15 protein-coding genes are annotated in these 22,528 nt (G+C 43.9%); 6 read left to right on the top strand and 9 right to left on the bottom strand.

Annotated elements, in window-relative coordinates; translation table 11 throughout:
• Positions 1 to 96: 96 nt before the first annotated feature.
• The 6 genes from IM473_RS04565 to IM473_RS04540 all read right to left on the bottom strand — a co-directional run bounded on the left by IM473_RS04565 (position 97) and on the right by IM473_RS04540 (position 11,184).
• Positions 97 to 2,334 (bottom strand): tail fiber domain-containing protein, encoded by a 2,238-nt coding sequence (locus tag IM473_RS04565; protein WP_287690361.1) that lies wholly within the window; start codon positions 2,332 to 2,334, stop codon positions 97 to 99.
• A 46-nt stretch (positions 2,335 to 2,380) separates the two neighbouring features.
• On the bottom strand, positions 2,381 to 2,575 hold the full coding sequence (locus IM473_RS04560; RefSeq protein ID WP_271973804.1) for a hypothetical protein: 195 nt from the start codon (positions 2,573 to 2,575) through the stop codon (positions 2,381 to 2,383).
• A complete protein-coding gene (locus IM473_RS04555; protein WP_287658836.1) occupies positions 2,568 to 6,962 on the bottom strand; it encodes a hypothetical protein in 4,395 nt (1,464 codons plus the stop codon). The genes IM473_RS04560 and IM473_RS04555 overlap by 8 nt, the downstream gene beginning before the upstream one ends.
• Positions 6,963 to 7,390: 428 nt before the next feature.
• Positions 7,391 to 7,855: a DNA phosphorothioation-associated protein 4 gene (locus IM473_RS04550; RefSeq protein WP_287658835.1), complete on the bottom strand. Its 465-nt coding sequence runs from the start codon at positions 7,853 to 7,855 to the stop codon at positions 7,391 to 7,393.
• A gap of 72 nt (positions 7,856 to 7,927) precedes the next feature.
• Complete coding sequence (locus tag IM473_RS04545; protein WP_287658834.1) at positions 7,928 to 9,520, bottom strand: ArnT family glycosyltransferase; 1,593 nt, start codon at positions 9,518 to 9,520, stop codon at positions 7,928 to 7,930.
• Positions 9,521 to 10,065: 545 nt separating this feature from the next.
• Positions 10,066 to 11,184, bottom strand: a complete 1,119-nt coding sequence (locus IM473_RS04540; protein ID WP_287658832.1) for a peptidylprolyl isomerase — start codon at positions 11,182 to 11,184, stop codon at positions 10,066 to 10,068.
• 265 nt (positions 11,185 to 11,449) lie between these two features.
• On the opposite strand from IM473_RS04540, the gene IM473_RS04535 reads away from it, so the two are divergent.
• A complete protein-coding gene (locus IM473_RS04535) occupies positions 11,450 to 12,610 on the top strand; it encodes a 2,3-diketo-5-methylthiopentyl-1-phosphate enolase (RefSeq protein WP_147069152.1) in 1,161 nt (386 codons plus the stop codon).
• A 56-nt stretch (positions 12,611 to 12,666) separates the two neighbouring features.
• Here IM473_RS04535 and serS read toward each other — a convergent pair whose 3' ends face one another.
• Positions 12,667 to 13,950, bottom strand: coding sequence for a serine--tRNA ligase (gene serS / locus IM473_RS04530; RefSeq protein ID WP_287658831.1), 1,284 nt, complete (start codon positions 13,948 to 13,950; stop codon positions 12,667 to 12,669).
• Positions 13,951 to 14,146: 196 nt separating this feature from the next.
• On the opposite strand from serS, the gene IM473_RS04525 reads away from it, so the two are divergent.
• Both IM473_RS04525 and IM473_RS04520 read left to right on the top strand, forming a co-directional pair.
• On the top strand, positions 14,147 to 14,749 hold the full coding sequence (locus IM473_RS04525) for a M23 family metallopeptidase (RefSeq protein WP_002738195.1): 603 nt from the start codon (positions 14,147 to 14,149) through the stop codon (positions 14,747 to 14,749).
• Positions 14,750 to 14,859: 110 nt separating this feature from the next.
• Complete coding sequence (locus IM473_RS04520; RefSeq protein WP_287658830.1) at positions 14,860 to 15,822, top strand: glycosyltransferase family 9 protein; 963 nt, start codon at positions 14,860 to 14,862, stop codon at positions 15,820 to 15,822.
• 61 nt (positions 15,823 to 15,883) lie between these two features.
• Here IM473_RS04520 and IM473_RS04515 read toward each other — a convergent pair whose 3' ends face one another.
• Positions 15,884 to 16,393 (bottom strand): YceD family protein, encoded by a 510-nt coding sequence (locus tag IM473_RS04515; RefSeq protein WP_002737400.1) that lies wholly within the window; start codon positions 16,391 to 16,393, stop codon positions 15,884 to 15,886.
• 270 nt (positions 16,394 to 16,663) lie between these two features.
• On the opposite strand from IM473_RS04515, the gene IM473_RS04510 reads away from it, so the two are divergent.
• Positions 16,664 to 17,617: a tetratricopeptide repeat protein gene (locus tag IM473_RS04510; protein WP_287658829.1), complete on the top strand. Its 954-nt coding sequence runs from the start codon at positions 16,664 to 16,666 to the stop codon at positions 17,615 to 17,617.
• 14 nt (positions 17,618 to 17,631) lie between these two features.
• Here IM473_RS04510 and IM473_RS04505 read toward each other — a convergent pair whose 3' ends face one another.
• Positions 17,632 to 20,559 carry a DEAD/DEAH box helicase gene (locus IM473_RS04505; RefSeq protein ID WP_287658827.1) on the bottom strand — a complete coding sequence of 976 codons (2,928 nt, stop codon included), beginning with the start codon at positions 20,557 to 20,559 and terminating at the stop codon, positions 17,632 to 17,634.
• A 214-nt stretch (positions 20,560 to 20,773) separates the two neighbouring features.
• On the opposite strand from IM473_RS04505, the gene IM473_RS04500 reads away from it, so the two are divergent.
• Positions 20,774 to 21,706, top strand: coding sequence for a GGDEF domain-containing response regulator (locus tag IM473_RS04500; RefSeq protein WP_287658825.1), 933 nt, complete (start codon positions 20,774 to 20,776; stop codon positions 21,704 to 21,706).
• Positions 21,703 to 22,485 (top strand): transporter substrate-binding domain-containing protein, encoded by a 783-nt coding sequence (locus IM473_RS04495; protein ID WP_287658824.1) that lies wholly within the window; start codon positions 21,703 to 21,705, stop codon positions 22,483 to 22,485. The genes IM473_RS04500 and IM473_RS04495 overlap by 4 nt, the downstream gene beginning before the upstream one ends.
• The last annotated feature ends 43 nt before the right edge of the window (positions 22,486 to 22,528 follow it).

Here is a 22,528-nt window from a genome sequence, read left to right as displayed (position 1 = left end):
GAGGGGATAATACCATCTTCTAAATAGATGGTATTACTAATTTAAACTTCATAGTAATAAGGGTTTACAGGTGGCGTAGTCCCTACTCCGCTAATATTACTCCACGTTCAAGAACAAACTTGACTTCGGCGGAGAGTCATAGTGGATAATCATAAAAGAAAATTTTTGTGCTTTTTGGTATTGGGTATTGGTATTTATTATGCATATTCGACAATGATCTTTTTCAATGATTCGAACACAAGCAGTGTGATCTGCTGCCTCCTCGAATGTTGTGGCTAAAATCATAAGCTGCTGTGTCCATTGCACAGTAAATCCATAATAAATGTCAAACTGTCCTTCGGAAACTTTCTCAATACGCACGCCTTCTGCGAACGCTCTGTATTGCCATTTTTGGTCCCTAGTATTATAAAAAACTTGACCACAAATCATTTGCTGCACAATTGTACCATTAGTACCTAATTTTACAGAACCATTCACATCAAGTTTAGCTTTGGGATCATTCGTACCGATGCCAACTTTAGGACTATCCAAAGTAATCCGAGTATCAGCATGAATTAATAACTTTTTCTCTTCATCTTCTGTGAGATAAACCACATTCTGACTACCAAAATTCAATTTAGCCCCCTCTGCATACTGGCCCTTACCTAGCAAACGTAATGTTCCTCCTAATCCTTGAATGTCGTTGGTTCGTATGACTAATCGATCGTATGAAAGGAAGCCAGCAGATGGCCCAAAATAGACTGTACCATGTTTAGTTACTCGCACTCGCTCTGAATTATTTGTGTAAATAGCCAATTCGTCATCTCCTTGCTGCTGTAGCCCGGTGTCATCATCACCAATTGCTAGATGAATTTTAGGATTATTACTGATGCCTATACCAACCTTGCCACTAATAACCGCATCCCCACCATTCACATGAAGTTTAGCTGCGGGAGAGTTTGTACCGATACCAACCTTGCCAGTAATAACCGCATCCCCACCATTCACATGAAGTTTAGCTTGAGGCCTAGACGTACCGATGCCAACATTACCACCTCTTTGTAAAGTGATTCCTTGCTCCCAATCCCATTGTCCACCGGTTTTGTCATGGGTGATTTGCAGAAAGTCGCCTTTGTAATTTTTACGGCTGTGAAGCATGAATTTTTCGTTTTCTTTATCATTCCCTAAAACTATATCGCCGCCAGCAACTGTGAGTTTAGCATGTTCATAAAAATTCTTTGTACCGACACCAACCTGTGACCCACTATACAAAAGTGGCGTTTTTTCGATGGGTATAACTAGCCGACCATCGGGATAGCTACCAATATTTTGATAGTCTATATATATACAGGCAAATCCAGAAGCACTGCTTGTCACTAAATTGGTAATTCCTAGCTCAACTCCCTCCCCTGCATTCAATTTTTTTATATGATCTTTAGGTGTAAAACTCCACCCAGTGGAATTGGGTTGATGATCTGATTGCCACGAACTGGGATCTGTAACTGCGATGTTAACGTTATTTGACTGGTCCGTTGTTGCCACCAGTGCGTCTGTATGAGATCCCGTCTCAAAGCTAACAATAAACCGTGAATTCTTGTCTAATAATAAAATCGGTCGTGCATTACTAGACAAGGGGGAATTGAGTATCTTTAATGTTAGACTGTTTGTGGTGGTTCCATCATTAAGAATCTTATTAGAACCTAACACCCGGAATTGTAAGGGAATTTTCGCCTTGCCAGGATAGTTGATTACAGAAACTGCGATTCGGGAGCTTATTTCATCCTCAATAGCTTCCTGAGATTGTCCCTGCAAAACTAGACCCTTTCCACCATACAGCAATTCAACATTGCTGCTTTTCACAGTGCGATTATTAGCCGTAAGTTTCAAGAAGCCTAGCTTAATTTTCTCAGATGGCTTTAATTCTAGTCCAGATTTGTGAAGAAAATAAATGGAGAAAAAGCGTCCGTCATCGTCATAGTCATAATTGACTTGCCATTGTTCACCTGCTTCCATTTCGATTTCATTAGGTTTAAGTCCTAAGTCATTTTCCCAACGGAGTTGAAAATGGCATTTTTTCGCACTAGCTGCTTGATTCCCCCCCGCTTGAACAGTTGCTAATCTTCCCCCAACCGAATTAGGCTTTTGAAAGGTGATGACATCTTCGCTATCATTAAACACCTCTAAATATAACGTCAACGAGGTATTACCATCTTCTAAATAGATGGTGTTACTAATTTCAGCTTTGCCGTTTTGTTCGTAATAAAACTGAAACTTTAAAGGTTCTTGGCTGGCAAAATCGGCAAAATCAAGGGACTTCTCGGCCAGACGAATTTCTTCGGGAACTCTGGTAAGCATGATGGTTACTCCTTAACAAAAAAGAAATTGATTTTTGTGGTGGCACTTATTCGTTGACAACTTGAACCTCTCGAGACAATGAATCCGTGGATTCAGGCTGCTGTAATTGGGCTTCTCCTTGCCTCTGGATTTTGCCAATTAGTTGATAGACTTGGCGGTAAGGCATAGTCCCCAAAGCTTCTAAAACTTGGTTGACTTCTCCCAAAGTTAATCTGAGAGAAATTTCTTCACTTTCATTCATTGATTTCCTCTCTTGTACTTAATTTTAGCCAGCCATCATAGATTTTTTGTGGACTGGAGAAGACGGACTGAGCATCAAAAGGAGCTAGGGGACGACTCGACCAAATTACCCCATTTTTTCCTAACCAAGACCATTCATAACCGGGTACTTCGGGAAGGGAAAGTTTGATCTGATCAAGACCATTAACTGGCTTAAGATCACTCAGCAGTGGTGCTGCTAAAAATGTAACCTCAATCGCTTGTAAAGCAGGTACATACTGTTCCGGCGGAATGGAAATACTCTTAGCTGGAAGTATCCCACAACTCGCGTTAACTTGTCCACGTGGGTCGATTAACATCACTAGAGTTTGGGCTGTGTCTTCCTCTAGGGTTTGCTCTAGGTTCAAGGGAGTGTCAGGGGTAGGATCTGTGGCATTATCAAACAGAGTTTTGATCTTTTCATGGGGAACATAGCAACTTTGGGGAGCATAAAAAGTCTTGCCTTTGTAAGTGCCATCTTTTTCTTCTATCCAGTAGCCCACTAAACTATCATTAAACTGCTGATATTCACCAATACGGATGGGGAATTTGACCTTTTCAAAAGCGTCCGTCGTTCGGACTGCATTGGCGAAGATGTCCTCAGAGAAGGATGTGATATTCTGGCTAACGGCGGGTATGCCTTGGATAGCTAAATTGATTCGCGATCGCACTAGAGCCAAAGGTCGCGCCACTAGCAAGGATATGGCTTTATTTTGAGCAAATCCTTCGGGGTCAATGGTTTCTAAAGATTTATTGATAGTGGTGAGGAAATCGGTAAAAAATTCCTTTTTTTGGTCAACTTGTTCAACCAGATACCAGACCATTTGCTTGAGATAGGGGTTAGTATCATCGATCATTTTCTGAATTTCCTCTGGACTGTAATCACGTCCCGGAATAGAGCGCAATTCAGCATTGCGATCAATCATAACTAAAGGATTACCCTGATCATCATAAATCGTCAGACTATTATCTAGGTTGTTGGGCAAAATCCAGCCACAGATTGGGCTTGTGGCGGGTACATCGTTCATTTCCTGCTCTTGTTGACCTCTGCGACTTTTCTTCTGTTGTTGAGTAGCCGATAGCCAGCGAAAATTCAACCGAGCGGGTTGCGCTAAACGCGGGGCCAGGTAGATGGGATGGGACCCTAACACATTAGCAAGAGTCGATGGCAGTGTTAGAGGTTGGCTAGTGACAATCTCAGGGCGGTTATCACTGTCAAGCAGCATATTAACCCGTCCAAAGGTGTCAACGAGTCGCAAACCACTAATTTGTAATCCTCCGACACGAATCGGACTAAAAGCAAAACTCAATAAAGGCGATCGTAAAATACTATCCGGCACGAGACTGGTGCTACGATCTAAACTGCCTTGCACTTCTTCGAGGAAATTTGCTGATGGTCCAGATAAACGTAAATTCTCTTTGACATCTAACTGAAGTGTCCGATTATAGGTGAGTAGCGCATCACTAAAGCCCCCTAAACTTTGGGCGAGACACCCATTAAAAGATTGCAGTTGTTCATAAGCCCGCAGTGCCGTATAAATGGGATCATTGGGATCATTAGCTGTGGGTTGTTTCTTGTCATACCACGCTTTTACAGCCTCAAAATTTTTAACGAGGAAGTCTTCAGTTTGGTTGTCTGGGGAGATATTTTGCTCTTGGTAGTAGTCGGGCAGCAGATACCTTTTCAAGTAATCTATCAGATTGTTTTCGAGCAACATAGTAGCAGAGGGAGAAAGAAAACTAGCTCCTCTGTAATTGTCGGGATAATCGGCGAAACCACTTGCACTTGCATCCGTCGGGGTGATGTCAATGCCATCAACTCGCAATTGATAGTTGTTTTTGATGATGTCAGAGGGGTACTTTGTGCTTTGGTCGTATTCATTGCTTATTCTCGTATGGTTTAGCCCTTTTAATTGTACTTGCCATTCCAAAAGGAAGGGGTTCCAAGGCTGATTTTTCCACTCATGGAAGCCAATTTTTTCTGTAGGTTGGTTGACAAACTGGTTGAGGAGTTCGTCAAAAACATCTAAGGCTCCATTGTCAGGTAAGGTTTGCAAATTAATGGTCTTAGTTAATAATTTGCATTGGAGGAAACCATCTTGCCTCAAACGCTCGTCGTTACGGTTGCGAGTCGGTTTAACCACTTCCCCAGTCATTAAAAGTACGGGATCACTTGGTTGCCAATAGCGAGGACCTGGAACTATTTTGATCGTGTAAAATGGTCGGAATAAACCGATTTTATCTCGGTAATTCTGGTCAATTTGTGCCGGTGATAGCGGTTTTTTGTAAAAGCTAACGCTGGCAATGCGGCCCTGTAAACGATTAGTGTGGGAAGCATTAGACATCAAATGGACGATCCCACTAAAGGGTTTATTAGTCTCTAAATAGAGGAAAACCCACTGATTCTTAGGAATTGCCGTCCAGTTGCTCTGCTCGTTTACTTGTTGCTCGTTAATGTAGATTTTTTGCCAACTGTTGCTAATTCCATTAGTGGCATTAACATAAAGGTTGGAAAGTTCACTACTTCTCACATCTAAAAGGGAACCCTGAACTCCCGCCGGTAGGTTTACCCACATCGAGATAGCCCGGATATTCCCTAAATCAGAGATTTCATAATCCTGAGTGCCATTAAAAGATAAACACTTTAGGGCAATATCATCATCCTCCAATGTAGAGTCGCCTTTGACTGATTTTTTCGGGGCAATTAAACGAGATTCTTTGTTAAACTGCTTAAGTTCAGCAATTAGTTCTTCAATAGACTTGGCAAGTCTGGCGGCGCTTGAATTACTGTCAAAAGAGTATTTTTCAAAATTAGCAGGAGCAGAGGCACTGATAATTTCACTCTCTGTATTTCTTCCTAATGTCAAAACTCCGGCAGCTTTGATCTCCTTATCTAAGGCTTTTCGTCCATATTGATTGTTCTCCGGCTTAGCATCAATAAACGCCCTGATTAAATCCACGTCACTGGCTCTTTGAACCTTTGTTTGGGCTGGTTGTGGCAGTTTTGTTATTTTGGTTCTATCTAGGAAGTTAGTTGTAGTGACATAAGTAGCCAGCATATACTTATACCAATCAGCATAGACTTGTTCTCGAATTGAGCCAATTTTTGCTAATTTTTGGTCGTATTCGCGCTGCAATTCATTAACTTCACTGATTCTATCGCCGACGCTTTGGGATAATGTCACCTGAATGTTTGCTTCCCCTTGCACTGCATTAGCAGGTTTGGCATTTCCTGAAGCAGAAACTTTGGTGTTACCTTCTGGCACCACCTGCCACGATATCTCTTTAGACTGGCTAGTAAAGCTGTCCGCGTGTAGTGCGTCTTGAAACTTCGGGCCAAAGTCGAGATTCTGCTGTATTAAACGCCCGCTCATTTGTAGGGCTTCTAGTTGCTCCTCAATAGTTTTGCGATTTTCTATCTTTGAGTCTAGTTGACGGGCTAAATAAGCTGCTATAGCTTCTTCTTGGGTGTTCCCTACGGCAATCTTTCCTTTGAATTTCTTCGTTTCTGGATTAGTCAAAGAAGCATTGGGTGTAAACCTTAAGGATGCATGACAAAGAACACGACGAGGGAAACTTTGGTTATTACCTATTTCTACCGTCCAGCCGGCCTTACTTTGCAGAATATCCAAAAGTCCTTGAGGATCTGTTTCTGGGTACTGTTCTTGAATAAATTTTTCAAGATAATCCTTGTCAGAGTCGCTATACCAGCCAATAACGTCATAGCGTAGGTTATTGGCTGGGGTTGTGGTGGTTTCCCCATCATGAAAACCAAATACACTGCGACAGTTGGGATAAAACCCAGCAAAGGCGACTTTTTCGTTGTCTAAGCTATCGACTCTGGCAAAGGGGCCAATAGCTGACAACTCCTTAATATATTGAGCATTTGTTGGCCTTGAGCGCCATGCTCCCAATTCTAATTTACGCCCCAGAAAACGATAGGGCTGATATTCATTAGTAGCTGGATAATAAAGAATATTAATTGTATCTTCTGGTGTAGCGTTTTCAGGATACAAATAGTCACTTTCCACAACCCATTTCTTGTCTGCTAGATTGCCCCCGCGTCTTATAATTAACCAGCGATTAGGAACAAGGGGGAAGGCAATCCCCGGTTCTCCTTCTCTGGCTATACCGTTAGTCAGCGCATCCGGCAAAGACCAGTGTAGGTGAATGCCAGCTTTTAGGTTTAATTGGGGTTGTTTAAAAGGGGGCGATAACACGGTTTCACTAATATAAGCACTACCGCGGTTTACTAGGGCTGTCCCTTGATGGTAGGGCAGCTTACTATAATCAGTCATTTCCTCCAGTACATTTGTCTGGTTAGCGAGGTAGAGGGCATCAAGGTACATCGGAACCAGAAGTGTGTTCATCTCAGTTAACCCACGAGAAGCATTTCTATTGTTTTTTAGCCATCCTACCAACCATCTTTTTTGCTGTCAATCCTTTTTTTTGTGCAGGGCAATCGCACACAATTCTTAAAGATTTGCAACAAAGATCTAACATATATTAAAGTAAAATCAATTAGGGACTTGCGCTTTGATAATGTGCCATCTGGCTGGTCTGATTCTTCTACAGAGCGATTTTCAAAGCTGGGATATTATTCCCACGCAAGTCCCTTAGAGCAAATTCCTGAAACTTTACTCTTACGAGAGCCTGCTAAGTTATAAGTTTGCGTAAAACAATGTCAACGGAAAAATTTTCATCGCCAACAGCCCTGATTGGGAAATACTTTCGCACTCTAAAAGACCCCAGAATAGTATGGTTTCCCTCCCACAGCAATAACTAGCTAGAATTTCTACTACAAAAATCTGTCTAAATCGAATTCGGTTGTGGCAGTAATTTCTCGAAAACGTTCTTGACTGATAATTAACAATAATCTTTCAGTATAATCCACCGCACCGCGCAATTCTCGTTCTAATCTTGCTAAACCGGCGTTGGCATATTCCTCGAAAATTGTCACTCGCAAAGCTTCCGAATCTACCCGATGATGAGAAAGAATTTTCGTGTCTTGGAATTCATTGACTGCCAATAATTTGATTAGGGTATCGTAGCCACGAGAAATAAAAATTTCTAGGTTAATAGGTGAGGGTTCCTTCGCTACATTTTCTATCGCCACCCTCTCCTGATATTTTACCCCTAAAGCCGCCGCAAAAGCGATGACATCAGCATAGGTTTGAAAGGGTCCAATTCCCTGATTAAAATTAACTAAGGACTGGACGAATTCCCCTTTATCTCTAGCAATACGCACTCGATGAATGGACATATTTATCAAGTAAAAAGTAAAAAAGGTTACAAAATTCGGGAGATAGGAACCCGCTAATAAATGATAACTGCTTTAAGGATAAGTTTTAATTAGTCCTTTAGCTTGGTAAACATGAAATTGTTCGATGGCGACACCACCGCGCTTGATCGGAATGACAGCTACTTTAGTTATATCTTGGAAATAGGGACGGTAGCGATCGATTATTTCTGGTCTTTCTAGAGAACTATTTGTAGTAATTAATAAACCATTTTTACCGATCCATTCTTGAAGATTAAACCAAATTTGATAACCCCTTTGATCGTTGTTAAAACAGGTGACGGGAATAGGAACTAGGGGATAAAGAGCCATATCTAGCCATGCTGTCACATAAAAACTATGGGTAAAAACGAAGCTAGAATCTTTTAAGAGGGCTAATAATTCGGGCGAATTAGCAAAGCCTTGACGCAGTTGATCGATATCGACAATTTCCCGAGAAGGGTCCTGTTCTGGGGCAATAATTCCCCCAAAAATTGCGTATTGACTAGGTTTTTGGAAAGTGCCAAAAGTAACGTGAAGCATTGCTATAGATAGAACAGTAACAATAAAAATTCCTGACCCCCATAACCATCTTTTTATCCAGATTCGAGAAGATTGCTGCCAAGTATTGGCCTTTTCTCCTAATAAAATCGTGCAAGACCAGAACCCGGGTAAAATCCAACTAGGAGCGAGATAATGGGAAGCACCCACATAAAGCATTCCCAAGATTAAAGGCAGAGAAACCGAGAGAATTAACCATTTTTTCATTGATTCTTCTTCTCGATGAAAAAATCTTTTTTTAGAGATAAAATTAGGAATTTGTTCGGCAAAGCTTTTAAATGTCACCCACCACATCGGCAGACCGAAAGGTGGAAACATCGTGGCGATACTAATACCAATAACCGAGAGAATACCAAGAATATTAAAGGTTTTGGGTTCTCCAGAAAAACGGTCTTCTAAATGAAAGCGAAAGGAAATCCAATCATGGTTAATATTCCAGTAGATAATCGGCAATAAAGTTATCAAAAAAAGAATAAATCCTAATCCCAACCAGGGGGATCTAAATACAGGCCAATAGCGGGGAGTGGTCAGGCAAAATAAAACTAAACCAAAGCCCAAAATAAAGCCGTGATATTTACTTAAAACCGCCAATCCTACGGCAAGTCCAATATAAGCGAGACGATAGCTAGGATGATAGTTTTTTTCCCGAATTGGCCAGAATTCTTGGGCAGCTAAATAGACTGTTAATGACCAAAAAAAGATTAAAGGACTATCTGGCTGCGAAAGAATCCCGAAGACGATCCCATAGATGGGGATGAGAGTTGCGATCGCTAAAGTCATTCTGGCGACCGGCAGACTGAACAATTTTAAAGCTGTCAGATATAGCAAGCAGAGGCTGCCAGTATAGAGGAGGAGAGTACCGAGGCGAATGGTAAATTGATTGACTAATCCCGTGATCCAAGTCCCAAAACCCGTGGAAATCGCTACTATTGGCGGATGATCGAAATAACTCCAATCCAGATTATGGCTGTAAACGTAATAATAGGCTTCATCGTACCCCGGATAAAGCCCCAGGGCGATGATGATTCTAAACAGGAGTCCACCGATGAGCAGATAAACGGCAATGCGATCGCTAAGTATTTTCGTCAAAATTCTTACCTCATTTCATCGCTAAAACTGATGTTAGAGACGGGAGATTTTTGGGGTTGCCAGATTCGAGATTTGTGCATCTATGGCAAGGTTAGATTTAAATGTGATCTTTAGTTACTATATCACCAACTCTGTCATCTCTTAGACCTTGGCTATCAACCAACTCTCCCTAGGCGTTGCTGATTTCTGATATGAAACTAGGATTAAGGGAACGGGGAACTTAGATAAAACTGATGTTAATTAAATAACTTTTGCCGCCATCAAATCAATAATAATCAGGGCCATAGATTGCAGAATTAATAATCTTAAGTAGGTAGGTGTTAAAAGTTGTCAGGCACCCCCCTTATCAAGGGGGGATTAAGGGTAGGGTTGATTCATGAATCAACCCTACAAAGCACGACGTTTTGAAAAATTTTCAGATATTTATTCCGATGAGAGAATGAAACGACCCTAGGGGTATCAGGGGAAGTACCCAGAATCTGAGCTGCTTCCCCTAGCTTGACTAATCTCTGTGCCTTAACAAAACCCAGTTAAAAACCCCCACCCTAGCTAGGTTGGACGAGATTATTTAAGCCATAAACCACTTTAACGCTGATAATCTTATCCTGATCGGTAAGTTCTTCTAACACCTCTTTTCCCTCGACTAAATAGCCAAAAACCGAATAACGACCATCCATGAGATTAAACCCCGGAGGAGTTAATTCATTATCGAATTTAAAGAAAAAGAATTGCGAGGAACCTCCATTAGGATTAGTATCCGGACGTGCTAGGGCCACCGCACCAAAAGCGTTAAAAGGTAAGGCGAGACTGGGTAAGTAAATCCCTAATTCTTCGAGAGTATTGCCATAAACTGGTTCTTCTTCCCCTTTAATCAAAATTTCTAAGGGAATAGAGCGATATTGCTTAGTTTTCGGGTCAATAAAGCCCTCTTCTGCACCGACGGGATCCCCGGTTTGCACAACGAAATTATCTTCGCTGCGAATGAAGGGTAAACCGTCATAAAAACCCCGTTGGACTAAATCCACAAAGTTACCCCCATTAATCGGAGCGCTGTAACCATCCACAACGATGGTTAAATCTCCTTTGGTGGTCTGCATCTCTATGGTGGCACGTCCTCGCAATTGCGGCAAGTTAGCGTATTCCGGGGGAACGTTAAAGGGAAAACCCACCACCATTAATTCTTCTAACGCGGTGATATTATTGAGCAATTCCCGTCTGGTTGACCAAACTGCCTCTTTATCCTTTGCTTCTACGGCCGTATCGAGGGCGGCCACTCCCGTTTTCAGTTTTTCGATTAATTCCTCCCCTTGGCTTTTACTTGCTTCGGGAACACTATCTAAGATAGCCTTGCTTTTGGTAGAAAGGGCATAATTGGCATCCTTGACATCTTTTTTAATCGGACTCCAACGTTTGGCCCGCAGATGTTTGGCAATATCTTCGATCGATTGTTGCACTTGACGAATTGGTTTATTATCTATGGGTAAGGCATTGCGTAAAATCGCAGTGGGATCCGTTACCGCATCACCCTGGGCAAGCACAGCTAAAGCAGGGGCAGTCCCCTTAACCGTGAACAGACTTAAGATTAAAAATAGTGCTAGGGCAATACTAGCACCGCTTTTTAAGAAAAATTTGCCCCATTCCCGTAATCTTGTCGTTATTTTCATATTTTGGTCGGTTCCTCAATGGTCATACCTATCCAAAATACTTGTAGGCTTTTAGGGGAACCCTTGTCAATAGCTAAGAAAATCGATCGAAGCCATCAGTTATCAGTTATCAGATGTGAGTTTTCAGTTCACTGATTACTGTTTACTGAAAAAAGGCTCCCCACCTCCCCACTTCCCCACCTCCCCAATTCCCCACCTCCCCAATTCCCCAGCTCCCAATTCATAATTTATAATTGATAATTCCCACTCCCTTTTTTTTCCTTTTATGACTATTATCGTCGATTATCGCTTTCCTCCCGCTATTAATGCCGAAAAACAGGCAAAAACGATCGCTATCGGTCAAACCGCCGGCACTTGGAGCGATCGCCACAGTCATCGTCAAGAGCAGCTGCAACAACACCTAGCGGAAGTGGTGGGGATCAGGGAGGAAGCCGACGGTTATAAGGTGGCTAGGGTGCGGTTTCCCCAGATAAACGTTGAAAATGACATCGCCAGTCTTTTAACCATGATTTTCGGCAAATATTCCATGGCTGGAGCTGGAAAAGTGGTGGGGGTGTATCTCCCCGAAACCTACGGCACGAAAGCCAAGCTGGGAATCACCGGAATTAGGCAACGTTTGGGGGTTTATGATCGACCTCTAGTCATGGCAATTTTTAAACCCGCTTTAGGACTATCGGCTCAAGATCACGCCGATATCCTGCGAGAAGTGGCTTTTGCTGGCTTAGACGTGATTAAAGATGATGAAATCATGGCGGATCTTCCCGTAGCTCCCACCCACGAGCGCCTAGATTGTTGTCGTCGGGTTTTGGAGGAAGTGCGGCAGCAAACCGGTAGAAATGTTCTCTATGCGGTCAATGTCACTGGAAAAGCGGACGAATTGCAGAGAAAAGCCCGTTTATTGGTGAAACATGGGGCTAATGCCCTGTTATTAAACGTTCTTACCTACGGTTTTTCCGTTTTAGAAGCTTTAGCCAGTGATCCGGCGATCGATGTGCCTATTTTCGCCCATCCTGCCTTTGCCGGAGCGATGTGTGCCGGTAGCGATACGGGATTAGCCTATTCTGTGGTTTTGGGAACGATGATGGCCCACGCAGGAGCCGATGCAGTGCTATATCCCGCCGCCTACGGTAGTTTACCCTTCGATCCCCAGGAGGAGGGCAAAATTCGCGATATTTTGCGCGATAGAAACGTTTTTCCGGTTCCCTCGGCCGGCATTCGTCCAGGTATTGTTCCCCAGGTCCTTCGGGATTACGGACGTAATGTTATCCTCAATGCGGGAACCGGAATTATGGACCACCCATCGGGACCGGCCAGTGGTGTGAGGGCTTTTTTTGAAGCTTTAGCCAGAATAGAAGCGGGTGATTCTTTTGATCCCGCCAATTTGCCCGAAGGAGCCTTAAAACAGGCAATTCTAGAGTGGGGTTAAGAGCAACTTTTTCAAATGCACTATACAAGTATTTTGTCAAGCATTTTTCAGAAAAATTAACCAATAATCTCCCGTTTTAGATAGGGTTGCAGCACTTCTGGCACTTTTACCGTCCCGTCTGGCTGTTGATAATTTTCTAGGACAGCGGCCATAGTACGACCGATCGCTAATCCCGAACCGTTGAGGGTGTGGACAAAATTAGTGCCTTTTTGCCCTTTTTCTTTAAAGCGAATATTTGCCCGTCGTGCTTGGAAGTCTCTAAAATTAGAACAACTGGAAATTTCCCGATAGGTATTAGCCGAAGGTAGCCACACTTCTAAGTCATAACATTTGGCCGCCGAAAAACCCAAGTCACCAGTACACAATTCAATCACGCGATAGGGCAACTGTAAAGCTTGCAGGATTGCCTCCGCATTAGCGACTAAACTTTCATGTTCCCCAGCAGAAGCGTCAGGATGGACGATTTTGACCATTTCCACCTTATTAAATTGATGCAAACGGATCAAGCCCCTCGTATCTTTGCCATAGCTGCCCGCTTCCCGACGAAAACAGGGAGTATAGGCACAGTGTTTGATCGGTAATTGCTCCGATGAGAGGATTTCATCGCGATAGAGGTTAGTTACGGGTACTTCTGCCGTTGGTGCTAACCAAAGCTCATCATCTCGACATTTAAAGCTTTCTTCCGCGAATTTTGGCAGTTGTCCCGTCCCGCGCAGGGAGTCACTATTGATCAGAATTGGCGGTAAAACTTCTGTATAACCGGCGACAATATGGCGATCAAGCATAAAATTAATTAAAGCTCTTTCTAGGGCTGCCCCGAGGGCGATAAGATTAACAAAACGACTCTGGGCGATTTTTACTGCCCGTTCAAAGTCTAAAATGCCCAATTTTTCCCCAATTTCCCAGTGAGGCAAAATATTCGGGTTGGTGGGTTTATATTCTTCTCCCCAGCGTCTGACTTCGACATTTTCCCGTTCATCCTTACCGATAGGAGTGGTTTCACTGGGTAAATTGGGTAAATCTAAGATTTTTTGGTCAATGGCCGCTTTAATCTCTTTTTCCTGCGGTTCTAATTGAGCTAGTTTACTTTTAATCTCGTTTCCTTCTGTTTTCAGTCCCAAAATTTCGGGACTGTTGGCATCGCTGCCACTTTTAACTTTTTGTCCCACCAGTTTACCGATTTCGTTCCCCCGGGCCTGTAAACTGCTGCGTTCTAACTCTAAAGCCTTCTGTTGTTGATTTAACTGGAGAATAGGGGCAATATCATAACTCCCTCCCCGACTATCTAAGCGTTTCTGTACTTCCTCTGGATTTTCTCTAATTTGCTTTAGGTCTAACATGGTACGAGTCAGTAAAAAATAAAAATTAAGTGGGGGAGTCGGGGAATTGGCAGCCTGAGGAGAAATGTTCTCAACCCCCAACCAATGGTCAATAATAACTCAAAACTTAACTAAAATATCCGTTAAAAGCCGCCGGTAAAATTAGCGGCAGCGGAAACTGGGGTATATTTAATTTTGGTGTCTGGAGTTAAGTCTCATGCTAAAGTATCTGCCTGTTAAATTCCTGCGTTTTTTAGCGATTAGCTGTCTTGTCACGTTAATTTCTCTAGGATTTGACCGTTTACACCCCGTTAAAGCTAATCCCACCCTCATAGCTCAAAATGCTTGGGCCGGGGCCTCCTTCCCCGTGGAAAACTTCCAAACCTATACCTCCGGTTTCGGTTATCGTTTCTCTCCCATGGATGGCAGTCAACAATTTCATGCCGGGTTAGATCTGGCCGCACCCTTGGGCAGTTATATTCGCAATTGGTGGACCGGCAGAATCGTCGAATTATCCGATCATACAGGCTGTGGGACGATGATTAAGATGCAATCCGGTCAATGGACACATATTTATTGTCATCTCATGGGTTCGGTTCAATCCGATAGCCGTGGTACTTTTTTGATTGACAGGTCAGGGGGAATCGTCCTTACTCTCGGTCAGGATATACCAGCAGGGGCCCGCATGGCTAGAGTGGGAATGACAGGACGCACCACCGGACCACACCTGCACTGGGGACTGATGTACGGCAATCAATACGTTGACCCCGCTTTGGTTTTAAATGCTATGTACGGCTCTAATCCTTCGGGTAATAGTTAAGAGAATCTGCGATCGCATTCTGTTGAGAAAAAACATAGCTGCCCGGATTTAGTGAATAACGAGGGACACTGCTAAAATTAAGCTGATCGATTCAGGTATATCTAGATAAAATGCGAATATTAACCCTTGTACCGGGAGGAATTAGCAATCAACTGCTGTTTTTTCCCACTCTAGAAACCCTCCAGCAAACTTACCCCCAAAGCAGCATTGATGTTTTGGTCGAACCTAGGGCAAAAGCTGCCTATCGTCTCTGTCCCCAGGTTAAGGAAGTGCTTTTATTTGACTATCGAGATCAGTACGGATTAGCGGATTATTTAAATATTTTGGGAGTAATTCGGGACCGGGAGTACGAAATCGCCATTAGTCTCACCAATCGTCCTGCTATCAACCTTTTACTCTGGTTAAATGGTGTTCCTAACCGTATAGGCTATGAAAATAATGGCGGTTGGTTCTTATCGGAACAAGTACCCCGGCCAACGGAAGGCTATCTAGCGGATAATTATCACGCACTGGTCAAAGGGTTAAAGATTGCCGCACCCTGTCCACCTTTAAAAATAACATTGAATCGGGATGATATCGATTGGGCCGAAATGGAGCAGCAACGCCTCAATATCAAGGATAGCGGCTATATTCTCCTCTACGCCGGCGGTAGCGATCTGAGCATCAGCCAAGGACTGGAAACGCTTTATCCCCTGGAGAGTTGGCTAGAAATTATCCAAGGCATTCGCCATCAACAACCGGATTTACCAATTGTCGCGATCCAGGGAGAACTAGATGAAGCTTGGGTTTTAGCCCTCAAAGCCATGGATAATAACTTAAAAGTGTCCAGAACGGCCGATATCGGTAAAATGGCCGCTATGATCGCCGGTGCTAATTTATTGTTATCTACCGAAAGTGTCCCTTTACAGTTAGCAGTGGCCGTGGGAACCTATACCCTCTCTCTGCTGGTTCCTTCGTTGTCTAAGAGAGTTTTACCGAGCGGGGGAGAGCTTCATCGATATATTGAAGCTAATACGGGAAAAGTCGCCGATATTACCCCCGAAACTGTCCTGAAAAAGATTTGGGGCCGGTAAAAAATCGGGTTTCGATCGCTTTTCTCTGGGATCGAAACCCGAAAAAAATCAGCATCAAAGCTCAATTTTGCGATTGAGATAACTGACTTTTCAAGGATTCTAGGGAGGCCCAACGACCATCGATGGCAGTCTTTTCTGGAAGCAGAAAATCGGGGGGTTGACAATTAGCGCCGCAGAGTTGACGGGGGGGCAAAGTTAGACATAACTGCTCGTATAACCACATTTGCGGGTCAAAATCCCCGTTAGGATCGAGAGTTTCCGAGAGGTCTTCGTAGGCTATTTCTCGCTCTAGAGGATAAGAGCTATCGTAGTCTTTATTTTTGTCTAGCCAGATTAATTCGGAAGTGTTTAATTGCAGACGATGATTATATTGTTGTAAACAGCGATCGCAGGTTAAGGTGACGATGGTTTCTGCTTTCACCGATACTTCCAAAAAATTGCCCCCATGTCTAACCAGCAAGGTCCCCCGCACTGGTGTCAAGGTTTCTAGACCGGGGATAAAATTATCGATGATGATCACTCTTTGTCGATCAGGAGATTTGAGGAGGTGGGGGATAAAAATAGTTTCCATAGATAACTCCTGTATCATTTATCGGGTGTCAACTGCGTTAGCGAGTAACGCCACCATAATTGCTCGGTGACAATCTTTACTTATATCAGCTTATCGCAGTCCCGAGTGTAGGAATTATCAATTATGAATTATGAAGTGGGGAGAATAAATAAAAATAATCTCCTGCCGACCGTCTCCTGAGTGCTGCATAAGTACCTTGCTAGGGGAGAAAGGCAGTTTGACAGTCTGTCTGTTGATCGATCAAGAAAGTTTCCTCAGAATTGGGAGTATATGCACAAAGATACTCCTATGTCAACGGTTTTGAAAAATTTTCTTCCTCGCCTCGGTGGATTGGTTATGGTTGCACTGCTCTGCTCGCTTGTGCTGGGGGGATTGCCTCGGCCGGGAAAAGCGGCTCAATCAGTACATTTATCCTACTGGTTGCGATCGGGAATTGAACAACTAGAGGCAGGTAATTATCAGCAAGCTTTGCACGATTTCAATCAGTCGCTCGAACGGGAAAATAACTTGGCCCTAGCCTACAGTAATCGCTGTTTAACTGAGATTTATTTGCAGGATTATCTCCACGCTTGGCAAGACTGCACCCGCTCTTTACAACAGCAATCCGATAATTATCTAGCCTATTTCCATCGGGGTTTAGCTTTTTATCGTTTGGGAGATTATTCACAGGCGCTGACCGATTATAACCAGACTATCCGGCTAAAACCCACCTATTATCAAGCCTACTATAATCGGGGTTTAGTTCAGTCAGCTATGAAAAATTATCCCCTTGCCCTAGCCGATTTTAATCAATCCTTGCGTCAAATTACTAACCAGCAACCCGACACTTTAGCCACTATTTATAATGATCGAGGTTTATCTCATTTAGCCCTCCACAATTTTACCTCAGCCAAAGCGGATTTTAATCAAGCTCTCCGGTTAAATAAAAATAATGCCTCAGCATACTATAATCTAGCTTGTACCGCTCACGAATTAGGTGAATACGACCGCTCTATCGCCCATTTAAATCGAGCGATTGCCATTGATCCTTTTTATGCCGATGCTTATATTAGAAGGGGATTACTGCGGCATCAATTGGGTTATTATCAATCGGCTTTAGCGGATTTAAATCAAGGAGCAAATCACCTCTATCATCAGGGATTGCACCACAATTATCGGCAAATCCTCGCCCTCATCGAGCAGATCCACCAACAGTTACTTTCCCTACCATCTCCCATTGTTTAAAAGAGCGATCAATATTATAAAGGAAAGCGCTTCATGGCTGTGACGGCGAGACGGGCATTATCTTTAAGGACTTGGGAAACTCGGGGAATTTGGGGAATTTGCCAGAGAACATCGACGGTGCGCCGTAATAATCGCACTAGATCTCCCTCATCGAGGCTAGTATTTTCGCACAATTCCGGCCAGGATGTCCCCTGGGCCCAACGGGAGGCAATCCCCATCAGTTGGGTTTCTAACCAGACGGGAATGGTGATATCGTAGCGAGATTGAGCTTGATAGAGTAAACGGCGAACTTCTCGCAGACCAGGGGAATTTCCTTCTCCTTGCCGCAAAATATCGATAACTTCTGGCACAGGCGGGTAATTGCACCAAGTATCGGGGCGAGGGGGTTCCGTAATCATGGCGCTGATGGCGGCGGCTAGTTGGCTAGGAGTCAATCTGTCCAAATCTCCGGACATCATCGCTAATCCTAACCAGAGTTCATTTTCCCCGCGAATAGTGGCCGCCGCTTCTCCGAGGGGAGTGGGCAAATAAACCTCTAATGCTTGGAATTCTCGCAAAATCTCGATTAGATTCAGAAATTCTTCCCAGTAGTAGGATTTACGCGATTGTTGTTTTTGGTATTTAATCTGGGTCTTGTGTAACTTATCGCGAGCAATCTCTCGATCGTAGTATAATTTCATCAATCGTCCCGGATTTTTGCGTTTTTGCAGGGGATGAGCAGCAATTTGACTATTGACAATTTCAATTCTTTGTGCCTGTGTTTCCAGTTCCACCACCGGTGGGATGCCCTGCACTTGTTGGGGGATGAAATCGGCGATCGCCTGAGTATTTTCCTCACCCTTGCGCCACCCCCCGAGGGAAACAGCTTCTAGGGAAGGGGGTATCAGTTCGCCTAATGCCGCAGGAGGGAGAAAACCTCGATCGATCTCGCTAATATCGGCATAGGCGGCTAAATACCAGCGATTATCACTGCCTAAACAAACAAGGGTTCGCACCTGACCGGCTCCGTGCAGGGTATTGACAAAGATAGCGGGGACGGGGGCGGGGACCTTAATATGTTTGCCCTTGAGATGGAGGATAGTTCCGACGGGAATATTCGGCAATTTTAGATGTATTTCCTGTCTTTTCTGTGCCTCTGACTGACTAGCGAGGATTTTATACAGTCTTTCTTCTTCCCGCAGTCTTTCCCGTAGCTTTTCGTAACTGAAGACCTGCTCCCGCTCGATACCGGCTAACTCCATATCCAACTTAGCTAATTCGGTGGTTAAGGCAGTAATCTGTTGTCGTTCGGGGCTTAACTTCAAACGAGCGAGATATTCCGCGAAACTGCGCTCTAAGAGGTCTTTTACCTCCTCTAGACTGTGTTTTTGCAGGAGATTTAAGACCATGCCGTAACTGGGCGCAAAACAGCTTTGCAGGGGTTCCGGTTGGGCGGTGGCCAGAAAAGCCGCTTCTTTTGTCCCTTCAAAGGGCGTTTGTACTGTCACCACATGGCCGACCGCGTCCATTCCCCGGCGACCGGCCCGGCCGGCAATCTGGACAAATTCCGAGGGAGTCAGCATACTATGACCATCATCGGTGCGCTTGGAGAGGGCCGAGATGACGGTGGTGCGGGCGGGCATATTAATCCCGGCCGAGAGGGTAGCGGTGGCAAAAACCACCTTAATTAAACCGGCTTCAAAGAGTTGTTCGACTAATTCTTTCCAGAGGGGTAAAATCCCGGCATGGTGAACACCACAGCCCCGGGTGAGGGGTTCCACTTGGTCGGCGCGCACCAATTGGGAAGCACTGGCCAGGAATTCAAATAGTTGATTTTTCGTCTCGGGGTCGGCGGTTAAGAGGCTGAGGAGTTGCTCGTCAGACTGGGGGTTATTAGCGAAAAAAGCCAGTAATTTTTGGTGTAGGGGCGGATTTTCGACGGCAAAGAAGGAAAGGGTCAGTTCTTGCAGATTGGGATTATCTTCCAGGAAGAAAATGAGTAACCGGTAGTAAATGGCTCTAGCTTCTTCTGGATTAACGAGATTGAGGTTTTTTAGCTCTCGAATCGCCTGATCGCAACCTTTGCGGCTGAAAATGACGTAAATAGCCGGGAGCATATCCTTGTCCCGCAGAGTGGTGACAATCGAGGCGATGGTGGGACAATCTTCTCGTTTTAAGCGTCGGGGTTTGCCGTGGCCGACTTTTGAGCGTAGTTTCGGGTTAACTTTGCTCTGTTTTGGGTCGAGCAGTGGGAATAATCCCTCTTTATTGGCGAAATAAAAGCGCAGGGGGACGGGGCGAAAATCGGAGTTAATTAGCTCGCAGCTGGAGGTCTGCTGATTGTCGCCGGATTGGGGCAGTTGCCGCACCCAGTTAATCCAGTCGGTGAGTTCCCCCGGGTTGCCAATGGTGGCGGAGAGGGCGACTAATTGGATACTAGGGGGACAGTAGATAATTGATTCTTCCCAAACGGTGCCACGACCTCGATCGCTGATATAGTGACATTCATCGAGAACCAGGGTTTCCACGTTTTCTAGGGAAGTGCCTACCTCACCGATCGGAGTTTGGTACAGCATATTGCGAAAAATTTCTGTAGTCATGACTACAATTAATGCTGAGGGATTGATCACCACATCGCCGGTAATCAATCCCACTTCGGCAAACAGCAGCGGGGAATCCTCATCGCCATCGGTGGGGGTACGACCGAATTTTTCTTGAAAATCCCGGAATTTTTGGTTAGAAAGAGCTTTCAGGGGAGTGGTGTAGAAAACCCGTTTGCCCCTTTCTAGGGCGCGATAGATAGCGTATTCTCCGATTAAAGTTTTGCCGGAACCCGTGGGAGCGCAGACAACCACTGATTTACCGGCGGCGAGAGCGGCGATCGCCGATTGCTGGAAGTCGTCGAGTTTAAAGGGAAAAATGGTTTTGAGATCCAAAGAAGTAGGGTTGAGGGACTCTTTCACGTCAAGTCTAAGAGGAGAAATTTTCTTAATTGTGGCTATTCTGGCTGGCTTTTTTTATTCTAGTCGAAAAAAGCGGACTTCTATAAACTAGGGACAGCTTGACCTTTGGGGGTGATTCCCGATCCCATCATACTTCATCTTTATGAGAAATGCTGTATCACTAATAATTGTATCTCTATTTTGTTCTTAACTTGATTAATTATACCTACTGGTGATGATTAAATTTCGTCCTGAAGACTGTCTAGTTTTATTGGTTGATGATGTCAGTCAAAATCTCCAATTGGCTCTGGAGATTCTTAATTCTGCTGGTTATGCCACCATTTTTGCTAGTAGTTTTCAACAGGCAATAGAACGAGTAAAAACTGCTAATCCTGACCTAATTCTTCTTGACTTAATGATGCCAGAAATAGGGGGTATAGAAGTTTGTAAAAGGCTAAAAAGTGATAATTTATACGCTCATATCCCGATTATTTTTGTAACAGATAGTAACAAAAAAGAAGATATTATCAATGCTTTTAATTCTGGGGCTGTGGACTATATAAATAAACCCTTTCATAGTTGGGAACTGTTAGCCAGAGTTAAAATTCATTTAGAAATGAAAAAAACTCAAGAAGAACTTAAAAATATCAACTCTCAACTAGAAAAGCTAGTCAGAACTGATAGCCTAACCGGGGTCAATAATCGTCGAGAGATTCTCTCCTTGGGCGAGAAAGAATTTCAACGATGTCATCGTTATCATCGTTATTTTTCACTGTTAGTCATCGATATGGACTATTTTAAACATATTAACGATACCTTTGGTCATCTCCTAGGAGACAAAACTTTAATTACTGTGGCTGGGGCAATTAAAAACTGTCTGCGTCAAGTGGATAGTTTTGGGCGCTTTGGGGGCGAGGAATTTGTCGCTATTCTCCCAGAAACTAATCTTGAGGATGCCGAAACCTTAGCCCGGCGCATTTGTCAAGTAATTAATAAGTTAAATATTGAAATTGATCGACAAAAAGTGCGAGTTACTGCTAGTATTGGTGTGGCAACATTTAGCACTCAAGATAATAATCTGGAAGAGGTGATCGAGCGGGCGGATCGTGCTATGTTCGCCGCTAAAAATCAAGGTAGAAATCGAGTTAGTCTAGGTAAAACAGTATGAAAAATTTGTTATTTATTCTTGGTTTTTTGCTCTTAGGTGTAGCCCCAAGTTTTAGCGCCGATCTCGATACAATTATACGCCGGGGAAAATTAATTGTCGCTGTCAAAAATAATCTCCCTCCCCTCGCTTTCCTTGATTCTCAGGGCAATCTGCAAGGATTGGAAATCGACATCGCTAAACGTCTAGCTGAAGAAATTCTCGGTTCTGACAGTGCTATTATTCTCAAACCCGTTAGTAATCAAGAACGTTTACAGGTGGTTATTGATGATCGGGTGGATTTGGCGATCGCTCGTGTGGCGATTACTCCCGCACGTCAGCGTCTCGTGGATTTTAGCCCCTTTTATTACCTCGATAGCAGTGGTTTTGTGACAAAAAACCTGCAATTTCAGCGTTTAGAAGACCTAGCTAATTCTAGAATCGCCGTACTCAACGGCTCGACGACAATCGCCCTTGTGCGTTCCCATTTACCTAACGCTACCCTGCGCGGGGTTGCTTCCTATCAAGAAGCTTTAAATTTACTGGAAACGGGGGAAATAGACGCTTTTGCGGCTGATAATAGCCTTTTAACTGGTTGGGTGCAGCAATTCCCCAATTATCGTCAATTACCGATCCAGTTGGGGGCGATCGCTCTAGGAGTCGTTCTCCCTAAAGGTTTACAGTACCAAAGTCTCCGAGAACGCGTCAATCAAGCGATCGAGCGGCTAGAATCCTCCGGCTGGTTAGTAGAACGGGTGAACTATTGGGGACTCCCCCAGAGAATTCGCGAAATGGGGAGATAGGGTGTGGAAATTATAAATTATGAATTATGAATTATGAAGTGGG

Source organism: Microcystis sp. M015S2, assembly GCF_020245945.1.
Classification (GTDB): domain Bacteria; phylum Cyanobacteriota; class Cyanobacteriia; order Cyanobacteriales; family Microcystaceae; genus Microcystis.
The sequence above is the reverse complement of the archived record's forward strand: the minus strand, read 5'-3'. Positions and strand labels throughout refer to the sequence as shown.

Excerpts from the sequence above, each read along its gene's own strand:
- IM473_RS04565 (WP_287690361.1), bottom strand. The coding sequence starts at position 2,334 with ATGCTTACCAGAGTTCCCGAAGAAATTCGTCTGGCCGAGAAGTCCCTT.
- IM473_RS04560 (WP_271973804.1), bottom strand. The coding sequence starts at position 2,575 with ATGAATGAAAGTGAAGAAATTTCTCTCAGATTAACTTTGGGAGAAGTC.
- IM473_RS04555 (WP_287658836.1), bottom strand. The coding sequence starts at position 6,962 with ATGAACACACTTCTGGTTCCGATGTACCTTGATGCCCTCTACCTCGCT.
- IM473_RS04550 (WP_287658835.1), bottom strand. The coding sequence starts at position 7,855 with ATGTCCATTCATCGAGTGCGTATTGCTAGAGATAAAGGGGAATTCGTC.
- IM473_RS04540 (WP_287658832.1), bottom strand. The coding sequence starts at position 11,184 with ATGAAAATAACGACAAGATTACGGGAATGGGGCAAATTTTTCTTAAAA.
- IM473_RS04535 (WP_147069152.1), top strand. The coding sequence starts at position 11,450 with ATGACTATTATCGTCGATTATCGCTTTCCTCCCGCTATTAATGCCGAA.
- serS (WP_287658831.1), bottom strand. The coding sequence starts at position 13,950 with ATGTTAGACCTAAAGCAAATTAGAGAAAATCCAGAGGAAGTACAGAAA.
- IM473_RS04525 (WP_002738195.1), top strand. The coding sequence starts at position 14,147 with ATGCTAAAGTATCTGCCTGTTAAATTCCTGCGTTTTTTAGCGATTAGC.
- IM473_RS04520 (WP_287658830.1), top strand. The coding sequence starts at position 14,860 with ATGCGAATATTAACCCTTGTACCGGGAGGAATTAGCAATCAACTGCTG.
- IM473_RS04515 (WP_002737400.1), bottom strand. The coding sequence starts at position 16,393 with ATGGAAACTATTTTTATCCCCCACCTCCTCAAATCTCCTGATCGACAA.
- IM473_RS04510 (WP_287658829.1), top strand. The coding sequence starts at position 16,664 with ATGCACAAAGATACTCCTATGTCAACGGTTTTGAAAAATTTTCTTCCT.
- IM473_RS04500 (WP_287658825.1), top strand. The coding sequence starts at position 20,774 with ATGATTAAATTTCGTCCTGAAGACTGTCTAGTTTTATTGGTTGATGAT.
- IM473_RS04495 (WP_287658824.1), top strand. The coding sequence starts at position 21,703 with ATGAAAAATTTGTTATTTATTCTTGGTTTTTTGCTCTTAGGTGTAGCC.